Source organism: Vibrio sp. SG41-7 (assembly GCF_014164465.1).
Taxonomy (GTDB): Bacteria; Pseudomonadota; Gammaproteobacteria; order Enterobacterales; family Vibrionaceae; genus Vibrio; species Vibrio splendidus.
Window position 1 is genome coordinate 25542 of sequence record NZ_JACJFF010000036.1, and the last position, 20190, is coordinate 45731.

The 20190-nt window shown below is 45.1% G+C and carries 19 protein-coding genes; 12 read left to right on the top strand and 7 right to left on the bottom strand.

What is annotated here, in order from left to right; translation table 11 throughout:
* The first annotated feature begins 77 nt into the window (after positions 1–77).
* The 6 genes from H5300_RS11840 to H5300_RS11865 all read left to right on the top strand — a co-directional run bounded on the left by H5300_RS11840 (position 78) and on the right by H5300_RS11865 (position 3727).
* A complete protein-coding gene (locus tag H5300_RS11840) occupies positions 78–965 on the top strand; it encodes a LysR substrate-binding domain-containing protein (RefSeq protein WP_017094465.1) in 888 nt (295 codons plus the stop codon).
* Between the two features lie 285 nt (positions 966–1250).
* Positions 1251–1499 carry a hypothetical protein gene (locus tag H5300_RS11845; RefSeq protein ID WP_004736516.1) on the top strand — a complete coding sequence of 83 codons (249 nt, stop codon included), beginning with the start codon at positions 1251–1253 and terminating at the stop codon, positions 1497–1499.
* A 146-nt stretch (positions 1500–1645) separates the two neighbouring features.
* Positions 1646–2248 carry a septation protein A gene (locus H5300_RS11850; RefSeq protein WP_182796033.1) on the top strand — a complete coding sequence of 201 codons (603 nt, stop codon included), beginning with the start codon at positions 1646–1648 and terminating at the stop codon, positions 2246–2248.
* 193 nt (positions 2249–2441) lie between these two features.
* On the top strand, positions 2442–2840 hold the full coding sequence (yciA, locus tag H5300_RS11855) for an acyl-CoA thioester hydrolase YciA (RefSeq protein ID WP_017061510.1): 399 nt from the start codon (positions 2442–2444) through the stop codon (positions 2838–2840).
* A gap of 193 nt (positions 2841–3033) precedes the next feature.
* Positions 3034–3330 carry a YciI family protein gene (locus tag H5300_RS11860; protein WP_004741234.1) on the top strand — a complete coding sequence of 99 codons (297 nt, stop codon included), beginning with the start codon at positions 3034–3036 and terminating at the stop codon, positions 3328–3330.
* 1 nt (position 3331) lies between these two features.
* A complete protein-coding gene (locus H5300_RS11865; RefSeq protein WP_102311435.1) occupies positions 3332–3727 on the top strand; it encodes a GspS/AspS pilotin family protein in 396 nt (131 codons plus the stop codon).
* Between the two features lie 92 nt (positions 3728–3819).
* On the opposite strand, the gene metE is transcribed toward H5300_RS11865, so the two are convergent.
* The gene (metE, locus tag H5300_RS11870; protein ID WP_182796034.1) at positions 3820–6168 is read right to left on the bottom strand and encodes a 5-methyltetrahydropteroyltriglutamate--homocysteine S-methyltransferase; all 2349 of its coding nucleotides are present in this window, start codon (positions 6166–6168) and stop codon (positions 3820–3822) included.
* Between the two features lie 279 nt (positions 6169–6447).
* On the opposite strand from metE, the gene H5300_RS11875 reads away from it, so the two are divergent.
* Positions 6448–7359, top strand: a complete 912-nt coding sequence (locus H5300_RS11875) for a LysR substrate-binding domain-containing protein (protein ID WP_102497985.1) — start codon at positions 6448–6450, stop codon at positions 7357–7359.
* A gap of 230 nt (positions 7360–7589) precedes the next feature.
* On the opposite strand, the gene H5300_RS11880 is transcribed toward H5300_RS11875, so the two are convergent.
* A complete protein-coding gene (locus H5300_RS11880) occupies positions 7590–7790 on the bottom strand; it encodes a DUF4250 domain-containing protein (protein WP_004736508.1) in 201 nt (66 codons plus the stop codon).
* Positions 7791–7910: 120 nt separating this feature from the next.
* A complete protein-coding gene (locus tag H5300_RS11885; protein ID WP_017080955.1) occupies positions 7911–8591 on the bottom strand; it encodes a hypothetical protein in 681 nt (226 codons plus the stop codon).
* Between the two features lie 330 nt (positions 8592–8921).
* On the opposite strand from H5300_RS11885, the gene H5300_RS11890 reads away from it, so the two are divergent.
* Positions 8922–11228: a YgiQ family radical SAM protein gene (locus tag H5300_RS11890; RefSeq protein WP_405055137.1), complete on the top strand. Its 2307-nt coding sequence runs from the start codon at positions 8922–8924 to the stop codon at positions 11226–11228.
* Positions 11229–11617: 389 nt separating this feature from the next.
* On the opposite strand, the gene H5300_RS11895 is transcribed toward H5300_RS11890, so the two are convergent.
* The 3 genes from H5300_RS11895 to H5300_RS11905 are packed head-to-tail and all read right to left on the bottom strand — an operon-like array spanning position 11618 to position 14572.
* Positions 11618–12082 carry a GtrA family protein gene (locus H5300_RS11895; RefSeq protein ID WP_017093111.1) on the bottom strand — a complete coding sequence of 155 codons (465 nt, stop codon included), beginning with the start codon at positions 12080–12082 and terminating at the stop codon, positions 11618–11620.
* Positions 12069–13556, bottom strand: a complete 1488-nt coding sequence (locus H5300_RS11900) for a glycosyltransferase family 39 protein (RefSeq protein WP_182796036.1) — start codon at positions 13554–13556, stop codon at positions 12069–12071. The genes H5300_RS11895 and H5300_RS11900 overlap by 14 nt, the downstream gene beginning before the upstream one ends.
* Positions 13553–14572 carry a glycosyltransferase family 2 protein gene (locus H5300_RS11905; RefSeq protein ID WP_004736502.1) on the bottom strand — a complete coding sequence of 340 codons (1020 nt, stop codon included), beginning with the start codon at positions 14570–14572 and terminating at the stop codon, positions 13553–13555. Before H5300_RS11905 ends, H5300_RS11900 begins: the two co-directional genes overlap by 4 nt.
* A 125-nt stretch (positions 14573–14697) precedes the next feature.
* Between H5300_RS11905 and H5300_RS11910 the strand changes: the two genes are divergently transcribed.
* The 4 genes from H5300_RS11910 (at position 14698) to H5300_RS11925 (ending at position 18715) form a co-directional block, all read left to right on the top strand.
* Positions 14698–15375 (top strand): response regulator transcription factor, encoded by a 678-nt coding sequence (locus H5300_RS11910; protein WP_004736501.1) that lies wholly within the window; start codon positions 14698–14700, stop codon positions 15373–15375.
* On the top strand, positions 15372–16670 hold the full coding sequence (locus H5300_RS11915; protein WP_182796037.1) for a HAMP domain-containing sensor histidine kinase: 1299 nt from the start codon (positions 15372–15374) through the stop codon (positions 16668–16670). Before H5300_RS11910 ends, H5300_RS11915 begins: the two co-directional genes overlap by 4 nt.
* A gap of 161 nt (positions 16671–16831) precedes the next feature.
* On the top strand, positions 16832–17761 hold the full coding sequence (locus tag H5300_RS11920; protein WP_182796038.1) for a pyridoxal-phosphate dependent enzyme: 930 nt from the start codon (positions 16832–16834) through the stop codon (positions 17759–17761).
* 216 nt (positions 17762–17977) lie between these two features.
* On the top strand, positions 17978–18715 hold the full coding sequence (locus H5300_RS11925) for a dienelactone hydrolase family protein (protein WP_004736498.1): 738 nt from the start codon (positions 17978–17980) through the stop codon (positions 18713–18715).
* Positions 18716–18795: 80 nt separating this feature from the next.
* On the opposite strand, the gene H5300_RS11930 is transcribed toward H5300_RS11925, so the two are convergent.
* Positions 18796–20049 (bottom strand): D-amino acid dehydrogenase, encoded by a 1254-nt coding sequence (locus tag H5300_RS11930; protein WP_182796039.1) that lies wholly within the window; start codon positions 20047–20049, stop codon positions 18796–18798.
* Positions 20050–20190 lie beyond the last annotated feature (141 nt).

Below are 20190 nucleotides of genomic sequence, written 5' to 3' on the forward strand. Positions count from 1 at the left end.
CATTCAAACAGAACACTATTGATAAATGAATCGAAATAATCACATAATAGCCATGATAAAAAATCATAGGTAAAGATATGAATCGCACACTTCCTTCAACCAAAACTTTGCTCGCGTTCTTGTCGACGGCAAGGCATCTCAACTTTACGCGCGCGGCACATGAGCTCAATGTTACGCAAGGTGCAGTAAGTCGTCAGATATTGTCGTTTGAAGAAAGCCTTGGCTGTGATCTCTTCTATCGACACGCTCGAGGATTGTCTTTAACTCCGAAAGGCAAAGAACTGGTTCCCCTGATACAAGGAACGATTCATCAACTGCAATCGGCTCTCAATCAAGTGGCAAGTTCTCCCTCTAAGATCAAACTCAACGCCCCCAGCTGTATTACCTCTTGGCTGCTACCCAAATTGATGTCTTTTCAGCAAGCCTACCCTGAAATTGATGTCGAGCTCACGTCGACCATCAAGCACGTTTTTGAACCAAGCTTTGACCCGTTTGACGCCGTAATCACCTATGGAAAGAAGCCAAACCAACAATCGATTGTGAGCCAGTTATTGTTCAACGAGCAGCTGGCTCCGGTCTGCCAGGCGCAAAGCATTACGCAGGGCCATCTTGTAAGTAGCGCTTCTACTTTCATCAAGCCACACAAGCTCGCTCAATACACTTGGCTACACGCCAACAATGAGCAGAGTGATTGGCGACTTTGGTTAGAGCACATAGGAAGTCATGACCTTTCAAGTAAGAACAACCAACAATTCGCGACACTTGATCAAGCGATGAACGCAGCCATTCAAGGGTTTGGCATCGCCATAGGCGATATCACGCTGGCTAAGCAAGATATTGATTTGGGCAGGTTGGTGAAAGTGAGTGAAGGCAGTGTCTTTTCTGGAAATGGTTACTTCTTGCTGCAGCCTAAGAATCGACAAAATACATCCTTATCTACGCTGGTTGATTGGCTCGTCGATTAGCGGCAATCATCGTTGGTAGGCTCCACTATAATCGGCAGTAGTACGTCATAATGAGAAATTCACCATTCTCAAAATGAAACTATTTTATGTCTGTTACGTATTGGTTGTCAGAGAATAGAACGTACCTTGCTTTAACTGTTTGAAAAGAAATTCAATTCTATTTGGTAGGAAAAATGTTCCGTTCAATTAGAGAAAATGGCATTCGAATTGCTTTGTCATAGATAACCCAACCAATATACAGCAGGTTGCAACAGTTTCACTGCAGCTTGTCACGGAGGATAGGCTATGACCTTACAAAGACATACGTATTACGGCTTGATTCACCATGGAATTAAAACCTTATTAATGGACAGAATTGGCCACTTCACAGAGCGTGAATATCACGAGTATCTCGACCTAACGACAGGCAAATCGACGTGTTTTGCCATGAGTGAGCAAGAGCTCGAAAACACCTTAGACAGCTTAAAGAGCGAAGGTTACCTTGAAGATATCAAGAAGCTAATACCTCGCTACCAAACCACATCAATGCGATAACGTTATCCAACTCGATGATGAAAAGATCCGACTAGATAAAGCATTTACATGGAATTAATTAGCACCCAATTGTCTCGGGCTATTTAGCATCGAGACAGTTTTCGTTAGACTGTCTGCAACTCAACTAACTGGACAGTCAGTGCCACATGAAGCAAATCCTTGATTTCATTCCTCTCATTATTTTCTTTGCGCTGTATAAGATGTATGACATCTACACGGCTACAGGTGCATTGATTGTTGCTTCCGCAGTACAAATCGTTTTGACATACGTCATCTACAAGAAAGTAGAGAAAATGCAGATCATCACCTTTCTGATGGTTGCCGTATTTGGTGGCATGACCATTTTCTTGCACGATGACAACTTCATTAAATGGAAAGTAACCATCGTTTATACATTGTTCGCTATCGGCCTGACCGTCAGTCACATCATGGGCAAGTCAGCGATTAAAGGCATGCTGGGTAAAGAGATCACACTTCCTGAAGCGGTATGGAGCAAGATCAACTGGGCTTGGACTTTGTTCTTTACTCTATGTGCCATTCTCAACGTTTACGTTGCTTTCAGCCTACCCTTGGATGTTTGGGTAAACTTCAAAGTGTTTGGCTTACTGATCGCTACTTTTGCATTTACCTTGCTAACGGGTGTTTATATCTATAAGCATTTACCAAAAGACCAGCTTCAGTCAAAAGAGCAAGCTCCAGAAAACGATAAGCAACAAGAGCTCTCAGATAAAAATACCGACGAGAAATAACCCTTAGGGATGAGTCCGCATCCCCTTTTTGATACAATTATTATCAATATGCGATTTAACAGTGGCCAATGATACTCGTGATCATTGGCCACTGGTTGTTTGTGTTCGGTGAATGCGTTAAAAACGACCACCGCGAGTCCCGCAAACACATCTATTTTAATTTAAAACAATCAATACCATTAAGAGTACAACAATGACTATTCAATCAACTTTGAACCCGATTGGTTCTTTACTTCTTCGCACCTTGGCGATGCCTTCTGATACCAATGCAGCAGGCCAGATTTTCGGTGGTTGGATAATGTCTCAACTGGATCTGGCTGGCGGAATATTGGCTAAAGAGATCTCAAACGGAAAAATAGTCACCGTGTCAGTATCAAGCATCGAATTCAAACAGCCAGTATCGGTTGGCGATGTAGTCTGTGTTTATGGCGACTGCACCAAGATTGGCCGCAGCTCGATGAATATCGACCTAGAGGTATGGGTTAAGCCGGTACTTGATCACGGCATCGGCGATCGTTACAAGGTATGTGGCGCGACATTCAACTACGTTGCTGTAGACGAAAGCGGTAAACCTCGCCCAATCAACAAATAGTCCTTCGACGACCTTATCTCTCTAAAAGGTCTTTAGTCATTTCGATTAAAAATGCTAAAGACCTTCTCACTCTGCCGCACCATTTCACAATTTCTTATCATTAGCTCTTCCAATACCCATTAGTTCGCGTAAATTAGCCAGATAAATAATTTAATCGCTCTAATTCAGTGAAGTAACATAAGGATATCTCAACATGTGGTACGTGATTTTTTCTCAAGACGTCGAAAACTCATTAGAAAAACGCCTAAGTGTTCGCCCACAACATCTAGAACGCCTACAAACACTTCACGATGAAGGTCGACTTCTAACAGCAGGCCCAATGCCAGCTATCGATTCAGATAACCCTGGTGAAGCGGGTTTCACAGGTTCTACTGTAATTGCTGAGTTCAATTCTTTAGAAGACGCACAAGCATGGGCTGACGCAGACCCGTACATTGATGCTGGTGTCTACCAAAATGTCATCGTAAAACCATTCAAGAAAGTATTTTAACGTGAAAAAATGGATTATTGGCTCACTGGCTTTAGCTCTGCTTGCAGGCTGTGCTTCAAGTGAGCAAGACCAACAAAGACAGCTTGAAATGATGGCACAACACCGTGCTGGCGTTTTATCTGCTGGCCTGCCGATTGAGTATGGCCCACTTTCAGTTATGCGTGTATTGGCAAAAAACACCGTTATCGAGATCATGATGATCTACAACCAAGACGCTAAAGGTGCTAAGCCTTTGAACCAAGTTGTAGACATGAGTGTGAATAGCTACTGCACTAACTCTGAAGTCAGAGCAAACCTCGATATGGGTTTGGCTTACAACATCAAGATTCGCAACACTCGCGGACAATTGATGGTTGAGAAGCTGATCAGCAAAGATACTTGCCAAAGCAGCAGCTAAATTCGAGATTCGAACAAGCATCAAGCAGAAAGGCCTCGCATTTGCGAGGCCTTTGTTTTTTGAGAGTAATCGAACCCTAGCGCTAGCTAAGCTTAAACTCCTGCCGATTCCCACTCTTTACGCAGTGCCTTAGTTGCCGATACAAGATTGGTCAGTGCGGCTTCTGTCTCTGCCCAGTTACGTGTCTTAAGACCACAATCTGGGTTTGCCCACAAACGTTCTGCCGGGATTTTCTCTGCCGCCTTCTTCAGCAAATCAACAATCCACTCTTCTGATGGAATGTTTGGTGAGTGAATATCGTAAACACCGGGGCCAATCGCATTCGGGTAGTTGAACTCTTCAAACGCTTTCAGTAATTCCATGTTCGAACGAGAAGTCTCAATGGTAATCACATCGGCATCTAGCGCAGCCACTGAGTCAATGATCTCGTTGAACTCGCTGTAACACATGTGTGTATGGATTTGAGTCTCAGGCTTGGCACTCGCAGCCGAAATTTTAAAGGCATCGACCGCCCATTCTAAGTATTCTGCATGGTCGCGTTTTTTCAGCGGCAGGCCTTCGCGAATAGCAGGCTCATCGATTTGAATAATGTTGATTCCAGCGTCTTGTAAATCCGACACTTCATCACGCAGCGCAAACGCCAATTGATTGGTGATCTCTTTACGCGAGATATCTTCACGTGGGAATGTCCAACACAAGATAGTCACTGGCCCAGTAAGCATTCCTTTCATCTGCTTTGAAGTCAGAGATTGAGCATAGGTAGACCATTCCACTGTCATCGGCTTTTCACGCTCAATATCCGCAACCACGATTGCAGGTTTCACGCAGCGAGAACCATAGCTTTGTACCCAACCAAATTTGGTGGTTTGGAAGCCGGCTAGGTTTTCTGCAAAGTATTCCACCATGTCATTACGCTCGGCTTCACCATGCACAAGCACATCCAAATCAAGTGCTTCTTGACGTTTGACCGCATCCGCGATGTGACCTTTTAGTGCGGTGGTGTATTCCGCTTCACTCAATTGACCAGTGCGGTAGGCGCTACGTTGAACGCGAATCTCACCGGTTTGTGGGAAAGAGCCAATCGTTGTTGTTGGTAACAACGGTAAGCCGAGAACTTCAGACTGATGCGCCGCTCGTTCAGCATAAGGTGCACTTCGCTCAGCTAACGCTTTAGTGATGGTATTGAGGCGAGCTTGTACCTGAGGTTTGTTTACATGAGTCGCGCTCTTACGAGCAACGATAGGTTGGCTGTACGTCTCACACGCTAAAATGGCATTATGATCGCCATCTAACGCGGCCCCCAATAAGCTCACCTCCGTGACTTTCTGTTTCGCGAAGGCAAACCAACTCTTCACTTCTTCGCTGAGCGAGTCTTCTAACTCCAAATCCACCGGGCTGTGCAGCAGTGAACTTGAACTTGCCACCCACAGTTTGTCTCCTAACTTCTCTTTCACTGGCTGTAGCAGCTCTAGCTGCGTGGCCAAATCAGCACGCCATACATTGCGACCGTTAATCGCCCCTGCAGAAAGCACCCAATCTTCCGGTAACTTGCTTACCACTTCATTAAGTTGCTGCGGTGCTGCAGCCAAGTCGATGTGTAAACCGTTGACGGGAAGTTCTACGATTTTATCTAACGTGTCAGTCACCGAATCAAAGTAAGTGGTAAGCAGCAGTTTTACATCGCCTTGAATCACTTGATAAGCCAACTTGAATGAATCAGCCCACTTAGTCTCAAGTTCCAGAGATAGAATGGGCTCATCGATTTGCACCCACTCAACGCCCAACTTGGCGAGTTTTGCCAAAATCGCTTGGTAAGCAGTAAGCAAACGTGGAAGCAAGGTTAAGCGGTCAAAGCCCTCTTCCACTTCTTTGCCTAAGTACAGATATGACAGTGGGCCGAGAAGTACAGGCTTAACTTTGTGTCCTGCTTTTATCGCTTCGTTCACTTCGTCAAACAGCTGCGGCCAGCTCACTTCAAAGGTGTCGTCTTTACTGAACTCAGGAACAATGTAGTGGTAATTGGTGTTGAACCATTTCGTCATGTCGGAAGCAGCCGAACTGTCTTTAGTGCCATCATTAGACGTATGCGTACCACCGCAGCAAGTAGACTGAACTTGAGACTGACCGCGACCTACACGGAACAAGGTATCCAGATCTGGGAAGGCTTTTTCATCTTCTGCTCCACCAGCATGACGTTTTGGCACATGACCTAGAAGTAGAGTCGTTGTTAGAACATGGTCGTACCATGCGAAGTCACCCGCAGTTGCAAAGCTTAGATTCGCGTCAGCTTGTACATTCCAGTTACGATTTCTTAATTCGCTGCCGAGTTGCTTGAGCTCAGATTGATCGATTTCACCGCGCCAGTATTTCTCGAGCGTGAATTTAAGTTCTCTTTTTTCGCCGATACGTGGGTAGCCAAGAATATGCGTTGTTGTCGTCATGAGTCTGTTCCTTATTCGATAATTTTAATTTCCGGTCAGACTGCCTTTGATGATTTTACTTTTCTACAAGGGCGTCTGGATGGCTAAACTATCGCCTTAATCCGATCTATGGACAACGTCCAAATATTCATCTTGTTTATTAATAATATTCATCTTGAATCATCCAAAGATGAACAGTTTAAATCCATCTGGACATCTAGACGTTTACAAAAGAGCAAAAACACCGTAGGGTGATTATTAAGAAATATTGAATTGGCTTAGGGAATATGAGGAATACTCATGATAGAGCTTAAACACCTTCGAACATTGACCACCTTGAGAGACAGCGGATCGTTAACAGCCACTGCGACCTCTCTTCACCTGACTCAGTCGGCGCTTTCTCATCAATTAAAAGACCTTGAAGCGCGTATTGGCGGTCAGCTTTTCCTACGAAAAACTAGGCCAGTGAAATTTACCTCTGAGGGTGAGATCTTGCTTAAGCTCGCGGATGAGATACAGCCAAAGATTGCTAAAGCAGAGAATGAGTTGGCGAGCCTAAAAGAGGATGTGAATGGCCGATTGCACATGGCGATCGAGTGTCACTCATGCTTCCAATGGCTAATGCCCGCGTTGAAAGAGTACCAAGTTGCTTGGCCAAGCGTGACGCTAGATTTCTCGTCAGGGTTCGGGTTTGAGCCTCTACCGGCATTGATGGCTGGAGAACTCGATTTGGTGATCACCTCTGATATACAGCCCCGTTCTGAAGTCCATTACGAACCGCTTTTCGATTTTGAGATGCGTCTTATCACCGCGATCAACTCTCCTTTAGCCGAAAAGTCGAGTATTGAGCCGCAAGATCTTAGTGATATTACGATGCTCTCTTATCCGGTTCAAAAGCAGCGTCTCGACGTAGTAAAACACTTTTTGCAACCTGCAGGCGTTGAACCAAAGAAATGGAAACAGGCAGACAACACATTAATGTTGGTACAAATGGTATCAGCAGGCTTAGGTGTCGCAGCATTACCAAACTGGGCAATCAGTGAATTTTCAAGGCAAGGACTCATTGCCAGCAAACCATTAGGCAAAGGGCTTTCAAGAAGGTTGTTCGCAGCGGTAAGAAACTCAGAAAAAGACAAACGTTACCTGCAAGCTTTCTTTAGCACGGCAAGACAGCAAAGTAAGAGTCACCTAGATGGCATTGAGGTCGTTTAAGAGACTCGTTGTTGGGTTAGTTTATGCCTGCGTTGAACCTGATAGGCATGCGCCAGAAACAAAAAAGTCACAGATTATCTGTGACTTTCTTCTTTTAGCTTTAGTACCGACGATGGCGGTACTTGTTCATTCACGATATTGGCTCACTCTCGATAACTAGTTCATTCTCGATAACTGGCTCACAATCGATAGCTAACTAACAATCGACAGAACATGCGCCAGTTTGTTGCTTATCTTGGATAAGACTTAAACTGGTTAGTTAATGGATCGTATTGATAGCCAAGCATATCAAGCTTACCTACAACACTTTCTATATCCATTTCATACATACTGATCAGCTCTTCAAAGCTATCGCATTCTAAGCGAAGTTTTTCATTCACGATTCCCAGCAAAATAATGCTATCGAAACCTTTGACGTTGCTTAAATCCATCCTGAACTCCTAACGAACACACGATTAGAATTAAGTTTAGAACGCTTACCAACACCACGCTAAAAAACAGATCACACTTTTTCGATTCAACACCGAAAGGCTTGTGAGATCAGTAACCGCCTACATCGCCCAAACTGGCGTTAAACCAACGGCCGCCACCAATAACATCAACAATGAAATAGTCAGCTGAAGCTTTTCAGGGGTTTTAACGAACAATAGATGCCAACACCACACTACGATAGCTGATATTAGCAAAGCAAAGCTAAACAGTAGGGTTGAAATCATTGGCTCTAATTGAGCTTCAGACAGAGAATAAACATTTACGACCGTCGCCAAAACCACCAGCATGCCTGTTAATACGCCCACAACAGGCAGAACACGGTGAAATGCTTGTAAGCGTGTTCTCGCAATCGTCAGCAGTAAATGACCAAACGCAGACCCCAACAGTGCCACTAGCAGTAAAGTAGTAATAATACCGACGGTGGTTGCTTGCTCAGTCGCTTGAATAGCAACGTATGACAGCGCCAAACCACACGCAAGGTACATCACCCAAATAGGACCAGAATCACGTGTCTTCTTGGTTTGAACTTGAGAATAGAAATAAAAGATCGCGAACACGACAAGAAACGCTTCAATTCTTAATGAAGCAACAGCAAGCCAAAGCACGCCAATCGCAGGTAACATCTTGTGAATACGGCCACGTTGTCCCGGGCAAATATCCCCTTTTACCAAGATGAGGGTTAAGATCAGTTGGGCTCCTAATAGCATGGGAGCAAATTGTACTAATAATGATTCGACCATTGTGGATCTACTTATTCAGACTTATTTTCGCGAATAATATCAAAAACTGCTGCGAACACTAATCAAAATCACAAATTAGCGACGTTATTCAAGGCTTCAACTATGCTGTTGTATGGTTCTTTTGTCAGCATTATCTGCAAAATGGCGAAAGACATCAGAACTAACAGGGGCATGTTCTACTGGCTAGTCTAGGCTCATGCCGCTATAATTCCCGCCTCAAAAATCAGAGGTTGAAATATGTACAGCGATATCACTCCTATTCACGAACACAAAAAATACTGGGCCGAGTGCTACGGAACAGCACCCTTTTTGCCTACCAGTAGAAAGGAGATGGATGCTCTTGGATGGGATAGCTGTGACATTATTATTGTAACTGGTGACGCTTATGTCGATCACCCGAGCTTTGGTATGGCTATCATTGGCCGTTTGCTTGAAGCTCAAGGTTTCCGCGTGGGCATCATTGCCCAACCAAAGTGGGACAGTAAAGATGCCTTTATGGAACTGGGTCGACCTAACCTATTCTTCGGCATCACAGCGGGTAACATGGATTCCATGATCAACCGCTACACCTCTGATCGCAAACTTCGTCATGACGATGCCTACACACCAAACAATGAAGGTGGTAAGCGTCCTGACCGTGCAACTCTGATTTATTCTCAACGTTGTCGTGAAGCCTACAAAGGCACGCCAATCGTTCTTGGTGGTATTGAAGCAAGCTTACGTCGAGTTGCGCACTACGACTACTGGTCTGATAAAGTTCGTCGCTCTGTATTGTTTGATGCAAAAGCAGACATTCTTCTTTTCGGTAACGCTGAGCGTGCACTGGTTGAAGTGGCACACCGCATTGCCGATGGCGAAGACATGTCTACGCTGACCAATATCCGCGGTACTGCTATCAACTTGCCTGCAGCGCCTGAAGGTTACAAAATTATTGATTCTTCTCGTATCGAAAAACCGAACAAAGCCTATGTTCCGGTTAACCCGTACGAAGTAGAAACGCAATGTGATACCAAGAAAGATGAAAAAGAAGAAGTAAAGGCGCAGCCAATTACTATTCGTCCTTCTCGTCACGATGCAAAAACAACCGCGGTTCGTATCCCTGGTTTCGAAAAGCTCAATAACGACCGTATTCTTTACGCTCACGCTAGCCGTATTCTGCACCTAGAGACCAACCCGTATTCGGGCCGTGCTCTTATTCAACGTCACGGTGACCGCGAACTATGGGTAAACCAAGCGCCAATTCCTCTTGCAACTGAAGAGATGGATTACGTGTTTGGCCTTGCGTACAAGCGTGTTCCGCACCCTATGTATGGCAAAGCAAAGATCCCTGCATACGACATGATTAAAACTTCGGTTAACATCATGCGTGGTTGTTTTGGTGGTTGTTCTTTCTGTTCAATCACAGAGCACGAAGGTCGTATCATTCAGAACCGTTCGAAAGAATCGATCTTGGATGAAATCGAAGACATTAAAGATAAAGTACCTGGCTTTACCGGTACGATTTCTGACTTGGGTGGACCAACGGCGAACATGTATCGTCTAGGTTGTTCTGATCCTAAAGCTGAAATTAACTGTCGTCGCCCATCATGTGTGTTCCCTAAAATCTGTGAAAAACTGAACACAGACCACCAGCACACCATTGACCTTTACCGCTCAGCGAGAAAGGTTCCGGGCATCAAGAAAGTGATGATCGCATCAGGCGTTCGTTATGACCTTGCGATTGAGTCTCCAGAATACGTTCGTGAGCTTGTAACTCACCACGTTGGTGGTTACTTGAAGATTGCTCCAGAGCACACTGAAAAAGGCCCTCTGGATCTGATGATGAAACCGGGCATGGGCACTTACGATCGTTTCAAAGAGATGTTCGAGAAGTACAGCGCTGAAGCTGGTAAAAAACAGTACCTAATTCCTTACTTCATCTCTGCTCACCCGGGCACGGAAGATGAAGACATGCTTAACCTTGCGTTGTGGCTGAAAAAGCATAACTACGAGTGTGACCAAGTACAGAACTTCTACCCATCGCCAATGTGTAATGCGACGTCGATGTACTACTCAGAGACTAACCCTCTGAAGCGCGTGAAATACAAAAAACGTGAAGATGTTCCAGTACCTAAAGGTGATCGTCAACGTCGTCTGCATAAAGCATTGCTTCGTTATCACGATCCAGAAAACTGGAAGATCATCCGTGAAGCACTGATCAGCATGGGCAAAAAGCACCTAATTGGTGACAAAGCGAACTGCTTGGTGCCAGAAGAAGATTTTGAGGCTCAGACACCGGCACAGCGTCGTAAGTCTGGTCGTCATGGTTCACAACGTTTCGCAACTAAGCACAGTAAAGCTCAACCGGGTCTTGGTGGCGAAAGCCCACGTAACCATTCTAAGCCTGGTGGCAATAAGCCTAAACCGGGTGGTAAGAAGCCAACAGGTAGCCAAAGCAACGGCAATCAGGGCAACGGAAAGCAGAACGGCAATGGTAATAAACCAGCGACTGGCTTCATCAAAAAAGCCCCTGCTAGCCAGCAATCGCAAGGCAATGGCAGCGGAAATGGCAAGCCAAACCGCAACAAAGCGGGTAATGGTCAAGGTGGTAAACCTGCAAGTAACGGAAAGAATCGCCAGCGCGCAACACAGCGTTAATATCGCGAACCGATACAATTCACGATAATAAAACACAAAGCGCAGCTTTTTAGCTGCGCTTTTTTGTGTCTGTTACTAGGGCGTGTTGATCTTTCGAGCTGATTTTTGCAGCGAGTTGCTGGACATTTCTACAAGGCAGAGGCTTTGATGTGTAGCTAGCCTACATGAGAAGCCGATAACGTAGTAGAAATGACCAGCAAACGCTGCCCGAAGGGTTCGGCTAAAAGCGTTTTACTCTTTGTTGAGGGAGATTTGCTTAGAATGACTAGGCTACTTCTCCCTCGCCTCTATTAAAACGCTTTTATCTCGAACAAAATTTAACCGCGAAAGGTCAATACGCCCTAATGACTAACCGAAGGTTTCACTTGGCTAATTGATTACAAGAGAGCTTAACGGGTGAAGACCCAATACTGACTAAACAAATAGTTAGTGACCATGCCCACCAAGATACCAACGGCCATTGCGATAAATACAGCCCCAGTAAATGCAGGAAGCAATTCCGTCATCAGCTTAAAGCACAGCAAATTAGGTATCGCCGATATCGATGCGGAAAACATGAACTTTTGCCACTGAATCAACTTCTCTGACCAACTGCCCTGCCCTTTGAAGTCAAAAGTTAGCACTCGATTACCAAACCACGTTGTCGTTGCGGCTGCAATGAAAGATCCTATCCGTGCACTCATTAAAGGCAGCCCAACGGCATAATGCAGTAACGCAAACACTAAGCAATCAACAACAAACCCACCAACCCCAACCACAGCAAATCGAACCACCTTGTGGTGGGACTGTAACCTCTGACTGTGCGTTTGAAGCTTGTTGTTGAACATTCGTAACCCCGAGTTAACGCTGAACATCGCTGCCACTTTGAATATGACTCAACGATAGATTTGGCTTGATGCTTGAGCTATGACAGCTGAATAAAGCACGCTTTATTTTCACCGTCGGCTCTAGAATACACGTTAATGCGTTCTCTTTAATCTTGGTTTCCACTTCAGATCTTTTACCAATCAGATAGAACTTATCAATGCCATCTAGCTGCTCGATATCGAGAAGTTTTTTCGCTTGACCATGACTGTAAAATTGCCCAGAGAATGGTCGTTTACCCACGTAAAAGCTTGGCGAAGAATCCGTAATCTGTTCGAAGATAATACGGTCACTTTTCTCGTTCGCCTTTCCGAGATTCAGGTAGACCATCGCAATCATTAGCAACACAGGTAGAACCAAAGCCACGCTCGGGAACCACTTCTTATCTTTTTCCACTACGAGTATAGCAATCAACAAGCCAAGGGCCGGAATACCTGGTAGGACGTAAGCTGGGAGAATATTGCCCGCCATAGTGAAAAGAATCAGAGGTGAAATCAACCAACAGACAAGAAATGAAAACAAGCCGCGATTTTCAGTATTAATTTCTGCAATTTTCTTACGTCGAGCAAATGCCAATATAGGTAATACAATCGACCACGGCGCAGCCGCTTGAAGCCAAAACAGCCAGATCATGCCTCTTGCTTGGTCATGGGCAGAACCGTATAAATCGCCCTCCCAGCCACTCACAACAAAGCGCTTAAAGTGCTCGCCAACAATAAAGTAATCAATAAAGCCCGGTGTTGCCATTTCAGCCATGATGTACCAAGGCAAAGCAATCGCTAGCATCACACCCAAGCCAGACAACAATGGAAAGCGTTGCCAAAGCACTTTGAAAGCGCCAAAGAAGCCATGTTGTAATACTAACCAAGGGAAAACTGCGATACCCATGATCACAATCGCTACTGGCCCTTTTGCAAGCAAGCCTAGTGCTAAGCCAATGAAACCAACATAACCCCATGATCGATTAGTCTTCGCACTGCCTTCACCTTTCCAACCTTCTCCTCCTAGCCAACACAAGTAGAAGCCTAACATGGCAATGGTCATCGCTAAGGTTAATGCTATGTCTGTCATCACAGCGCCCGCGGCAATAGAGAAAATACCGCATGTCGCCAACACTACCGCGGCAACCAACGCACTTTGCCCAGTTCGCTTCGCCATGTAAGCGGTTAACAAAATTGTCGCTACTCCCGCTAACCAGTGAGGTGCACGAACAGCAAACTCACTCAAACCAAACAGCTCAATACCAGCAGCACTCATCCATGTGAACAACGGTGGCTTGCCCCAAAAAGGAATGCCGTAATCAAACTGAGGTGTTAACCAATTGCCGGTTTCCACCATCAAGCGAGCCATTTCTCCGTAGCGCGCCTCCGTAGTATCCATTAACGGATAAGTCGCCAAAGATAGGAGTCTTAGAACCAATGCAAAAGCCAACAAATACCATAGGTGCGTTCGGTTCAGGCTCATGCTGACTCCTCTAATTTGAAATGTGTTTTTAATGCAGGTGTATCGACCACCGACTGAATCAGATACAGAGGGCGATTCTTGGTTTCGATAAAAATACGACCTATGTACTCACCCATTAAACCAATACTCAGGAGTTGAATACCGCCAAGGGCAAGTTGCACGACCATCATTGACGGGTAGCCCGTGATAGGCTCGCCAAACATAATGGTTTTGAATACGATGAAGACGCCATACACAAAAGCAGTAAGCGCCACTAAACCACCAACGGCCGTCGCAATACGCAGAGGTCGGATAGAGAACGAGGTAATCCCATCCATCGCCAAACCGATTAACTTGAGGTAGTTCCACTTGGTCTCACCACAGAAGCGAGCATCACGCTTAAATTGGAGCGTCGCTTGTCGGAAACCCGGCCATGAAAAAATGCCTTTCATGTAGCGGTTACGTTCTGGAAGCTGATTGATATGGTCGACAACTTCTCGGCTTAACAGTCGGAAATCACCCACATTCTCAGGAACATCAATCTTCGCAGCCACGTTCATTACTTTGTAAAAACTCGCTGCTGAAAACTTCTTAAACCATGTTTCACCATCACGCTGGCTGCGCTGCATATTGACGACGTCATAACCTTCGCGCCACTTGGCAATCATTTGCGGAATCAGCTCAGGTGGATCTTGTAAGTCAGCGTCTAGCAAAATCACCGCTTGTCCACGACAGTGCTCAAGGCCTGCGCTCATCGCTGATTCTTTGCCGAAATTACGGCTTAAACCGATAACAGAAATTGAGCTATTGATTGAAGTGAATGAACTCACCAACTCCAAGCTACTGTCTTTGCTACCGTCATCGACATAAACGATTTCACTCTTGATGGGCAAGCTATCAAGCACCTTGGTAAGGCGAGAGTGGAACTCTTCCAATACCTCTTGTTCATCGTAAAAAGGCACAATGATAGACAGAGAAACCGCAGGGTTGATCTGCGATGTAGATATCTTAGGGCGGCTTATATGAAGTTCAGACATAATACGTTCTTCTATTTTTTAATCTGAATCCAATCTACCCTCCCATAAGTGAAAGTTATGTTATTGACATATTTTTCACGCTCACTCAGGATAATGTTACCGTCTATTTCTGTATGAGAATCAAAATGAAACGAGTTCTATTAGTCGAAGATAACCGTGAAATCGCAGGTGTCTTGTTTGATTATTTTGAGTGTATTGGCATGGAACTCGATTATGCGGACAACGGCGAACTCGGCCTGCAACTCGCGTTGGAAAACTCATTTGATATCATCATATTGGATCTGATGTTGCCAAGAATGGACGGCCTCACGGTTTGTAATAAACTGCGAGACCAAGGCAACGCAACGCCTATTCTAATGCTGACCGCGTTAGATAGCCGAGATGATATGTTAAAAGGGTTTGAGCATGGTGCCGATGACTATCTAACTAAACCTTTTGATTTGGATATTTTGGAAGCCAGAATGAACGCGCTTGTTCGTCGTTACCGAGGAAAAGTGGCTTCTTCTAAGCTTCAGTTTGATGAACTCACCATTGATCAAAAAACCCGTAAAGCCTACCGTAAAGACAAACTGCTCGCGCTTAACCCAACGACTTACACCATCCTTGAGATGCTGTGCCAAAAAGCACCTGAAGTAGTGACTCGTGAAGATATTTCCTACAAGCTATGGCAAGAAGACGAACCCAACAACGATGTGTTACGTAGCCATATCTATCAACTGCGTAATCAACTCGACAAACCTTTTGACACCCCAATGTTGATTACCGTTCCTAAAGTTGGATTCCGTCTGGAGCCATCGAATTGATTTCAAATGTTCTGACAAGCACCAAAACCCTCACAGGCCGCCTAGCAGTTTTCTTTGGGTTGATGGCCGTGATTGTGTCTGCATTCGTCTATGTCGTTTTTGTTGCCGGGTTGTATATGTCAGAAGACCGGGTTGGAGAAAGACGCATCCTGATTGACCGAAACTATGCTGTCGAACTCTTTCAAGCTGGCGAGAGCGGCGCAATACGTATTGACGGTCTCACCATGGCGTACAATGACCTGTCATTTGTACCAAAAGAGTACATACCCTATATAGAAGGTAAGGATAACTTCCTTGGTGAAGTCGGCGACGAGCCGGAATCACGAATGATCTATGTGGGAGAATACTCTCATGAAGGTAAAACTTACCCGATCATCCTTATGTCTGAGATAGATCGCGTCGAATTTGATACCTATGAATTGGTATACGCCATCTCGTTCGTGTTGGTGCTGCTATCCATTTTGATATTTAGCTTTGGTACCTTACTCTCTCGTCTTTCCAAACGACTGATTGAGCCTTTCAATTCCCTATCTGAGCAACTCAATTCGAACAAACTCGACCTAGGGGAAGAGTTTGATGTCAGTGAAGGTGCAGCTGTTGAGTTTCGTCAGTTAACAGACCAACTCAATCAATACCGTAGAGAAATCAATTCCTTGATCAAACGTGAACAGGCGTTTGCTCGTTATTCAAGTCATGAGTTAAGAACCCCACTAACGGTCGCTCGTGGTGCGAATAAATTGCTATTAAGAAGCGAAACAACGGAATTTCAATCTCGTCAGGTTGAGCGCATTGATGAAGCCATTATCCAGATGTCAGAAATGGTCGATGCCCTACTCGGTTTAGTTCGTTATGAAAGAAACAGTGACGATGCACCACAGCGCTTGTTTAGTCAGCAAGAGTTAGAAGCTATCGTTTCCAAGAATTCATTACAGGCGGATGAAAAGCTAGTCGAGATATCCCTACACATTCAATCAGAGCCGACCATTCAAGCCACCAGCGCGATCATGAATATGTTGGTCGGCAACTTATTGAGGAATGCCATTGCAGCGACCAATAGTGGCACTGTCACGGTTACCCTGTCTGAACAGAGTATTGTGATTGAAGACCAAGGTGAAGGCCTTCAGGAACAATACAATCCGAATGGTCATGGATTAGGTTTATTGATTGTCGACGACTTGTGCCAACGCTTCCATTGGGGTTTTGAGTTGGTCAATCGCAACTCTGGAGGGTGCACTGCCAGAATCGCCTTTCAGACAGATTCAACCTCATCTAAACAAACATCTACAAAAACATAAACATCAACTAGATCAGCACCAAATAATCTCTTAGAGCTGTACTCAATATCCGACGAAAACTTGATTTAGTTGGTTTACAGCACTTGCAGGCTACTAGATACTTGTTAGTCCTATTTGAACTAAAAATGCTGGCTTCTTAGTCAGCATTTTGTCTAAGCGCGATGAAACTAAATAATAGCCCTGTAACTCAACATCAATACAACGACCACACCTTTTTCTTGAAGCGTGACGATCAACTCCACTCTCACTTTTGCGGCAATAAAGCACGAAAGTTCATGAAGCTACTCGAAGACGAACACCCGAATACGACAACCTTAATCAGCTACGGTTCTGCGCAAGCTAACTCTCTATTCTCACTCGCTGCACTTGCAAAAATTAAAGGCTGGACGCTTGAGTTTTACGTTGACCGCCTTCCTCAATGGCTACAAGAACGTCCAATCGGCAATTACCGTGGAGCTATAGACTTGGGCGCTAAGGTGATTTCAGTCAAAGAGACGGGCTCTGAGCTTCATCCTCAGGAGTATATTGAGCAAATAAGACAGCCAGATTCTCAGTGCATTGTATTGCCTGAAGGTGGACGCTCTCAGCTTTCTGAATACGGCGTGAAGCAACTGGCGATGGAAATACTCAGCTGGACGCGTTTCGAAAACAAACACGATTTCGTGGTCGCACTACCAGCAGGCACCGGCAGTACGGCTCTGTATCTGCATAAGCATTTAAAAGTGCACAACATCCCGGTGTTAACCTGTGCGTGTGTTGGCGGCAGCGACTATTTAACGCAGCAATTCAATGAACTTGGCGAATCTGATCACCCACAGATCTTACCGCTCAAAACCAAGCACCACTTTGGTAAGTTGTATCAACAGGACTATCAAACCTGGTTGGATCTACAAGAACAAACGGATATTGAATTCGACCTGCTCTACGACCCATTGATGTGGCAATGCTTGGAACAATGGCAAGAAGACAACCCAACCAAAACCGTCATCTATATCCATCAAGGCGGCATCTTAGGCAATGAATCGATGTTGCCACGCTATCAGCGTAAGTATCCAGAGATGAGCATTAGCAAAACCAACGCATCTTGGTAGTTGTTTTCCTTTATTCCCCAGTTTAGCTATTCAAGTTTTGGTAAGCTGAAAACATCACAAGACAGCCATCGCACTCCCTATCGATGGCTATTCATCAGCAATAGCCACCTGCTATCCCTGCCATACATTTCAAGTTAGAAACAGAAATCTGGCGAGAATCATCGCGTTATCTATACTTTCGATTGGAACATCAATTGTCATCGAAAGGAATCACGCATGCGAACAATCACTACGCTCGGCCTGTTTTCAGTTTTACTGCCCTTCTCTGCGATTTCAGGAGAAAACATCACTTACCAAGTCGATGGTATGGATTACGAAGGTTATTGGAGTGAGGCCAGTGACCAAGCGCCTTTGGTGCTGCTAATTCACGATTGGGATGGCTTAACTGATTACGAAAAGAAACGTTCTGAGATGCTCAACGAACTCGGTTACAACGTGTTCGCCATCGACCTATTTGGTAAAGGCATTCGCCCGACCGAAGTGAAAGACAAAAAACAACACACAGGCGAGTTGTATAAAGACAGAGAAAAAATGCGTGCACTACTTAATGCGGGGGCGATGGAAGCGAAAAGGCTTGGTGGTAACTTAGATAACAACGTGATGATGGGTTACTGTTTTGGTGGCGCTGCCGTTTTAGAAGCCGCTCGTGCGGGTATCCCATCAAAAGCTTATGTCACCTTCCATGGCGGTTTATCGACACCTAAAGGACAAGACTACTCTGAGACAAAAGCTCCGGTTGTCGTGTTCCATGGCACAGCAGACTCGATGATTACAATGGAAGATTTTGGCAGCCTTGCCGCTCAACTTGAAACAACCAAAGTTCCGCATGAAATGATCACCTACAGTGGTGCGCCACATGCCTTTACCGTATTCGGCTCAAACAACTATCAACAAGAAGCTGACCAAAAATCATGGGATAGATTTACCCATGTGCTAGAAACCACCACCAGATAACTTTCGATACCCACCCAGAAAAAGTAACCCCATTCGAAAACTTAAGAATGGGGTTGTTTAATTATCACTGCATCACGTCGCTACAAATAACGATGAATACTCAAGTCATCTGTTTTGATATCACTTGAAGAACCACTGACTATGCCTGCCAAGATCTTCCCTGAACCACACGCCATCGTCCAACCCAATGTTCCATGGCCCGTATTGGTAAATAAGTTCTTAATCGGAGTCTTGCCGATAATAGGCGTGCCATCTGGCGTCATTGGTCTTAGCCCGGTCCAGTATTCAGCCTTTGAAAAATCACCCGCTTGTGGGAAGAGATCTTTGATCACCATATCAATCGTGGCTTTGCGTTTTTCTGGGATTAGGTAGTCAAAACCAGCGAGCTCTGCCGTACCCGCAATACGAATTCGGTCATCAAAACGCGTCATCGCCACCTTGTAGGTTTCATCCATTACAGTCGAGGCCGGTGACTTATCTGCATTCACGATCGGTAGTGTTAGCGAGTACCCTTTCACTGGATAAACAGGAATAGACAGGTCAACTTGCTTCAACAAGTCTCGAGAGTAGCTTCCTGAAGCGACCACGTAAGCGTCCGCTTTGAATTCACCTTGAGTCGTGGTAATACTCTCAATGGTTTGATTCTGATGATTCAAACTTACCACTTCAGTATCAAACACGAACCTAACACCGAGTTGCTTGGCTTTCTCAGTCAAGGTTAAACAGAATTGATGGCAATCACCGGTTTCATCGTGTGGTAAATACAGGCCGCCAACCAGCTTATCTTTCACATCTGATAAACCTGGTTCGATGGATAGGCACTGCTCAACGTCAAACAACGAATGCTCGATCCCGCTCTCTTGTAGCAACTTCATATCTTGCTGAATGAAATCCAATTGCTTTTCGCTTCGAAACACTTGTAGCGTCCCTTTCTGCCTACCTTCATAAGCCAATTGCTCACTGGTTCTTAGCTCAGTCAGACAATCTCGGCTGTAGTTCGCGACTCTCAACATCCGCGATTTGTTCTGTGCATATTTAGCTTCGTTGCAGTTGGCGAGCATCTTCGTCGCCCAAGAAACTAACTCAGGGGAAAGTGACGGTTTCACTTTTAGTGGCGCATGCTCTTGGGTTAACCATTTCATCGCTTTTAAAGGGATTCCGGGGGCGGCCCATGGCGATGAATAGCCGTAAGAGATTTGACCAGCATTCGCAAAGCTGGTTTCTTTACCACTGCCATCTTGACGATCAATAACCGTGACCGAGTGACCTTCTTTAGCCAAATACCATGCGCTAGTCAACCCAATAACACCGCTGCCAATTACAATAACTTCCATTCTCTTCTCCTAATGCCCGACAAAGCCAAAACCTGTCGAACACAGCTGTCAGTCTAAAACTCGTTTCGTTAATGATTTGTAACTTATTCCGCTCATGTTGACTTAACAATAGAGAGAGTGTTGACAAAAACTCAATTCAAC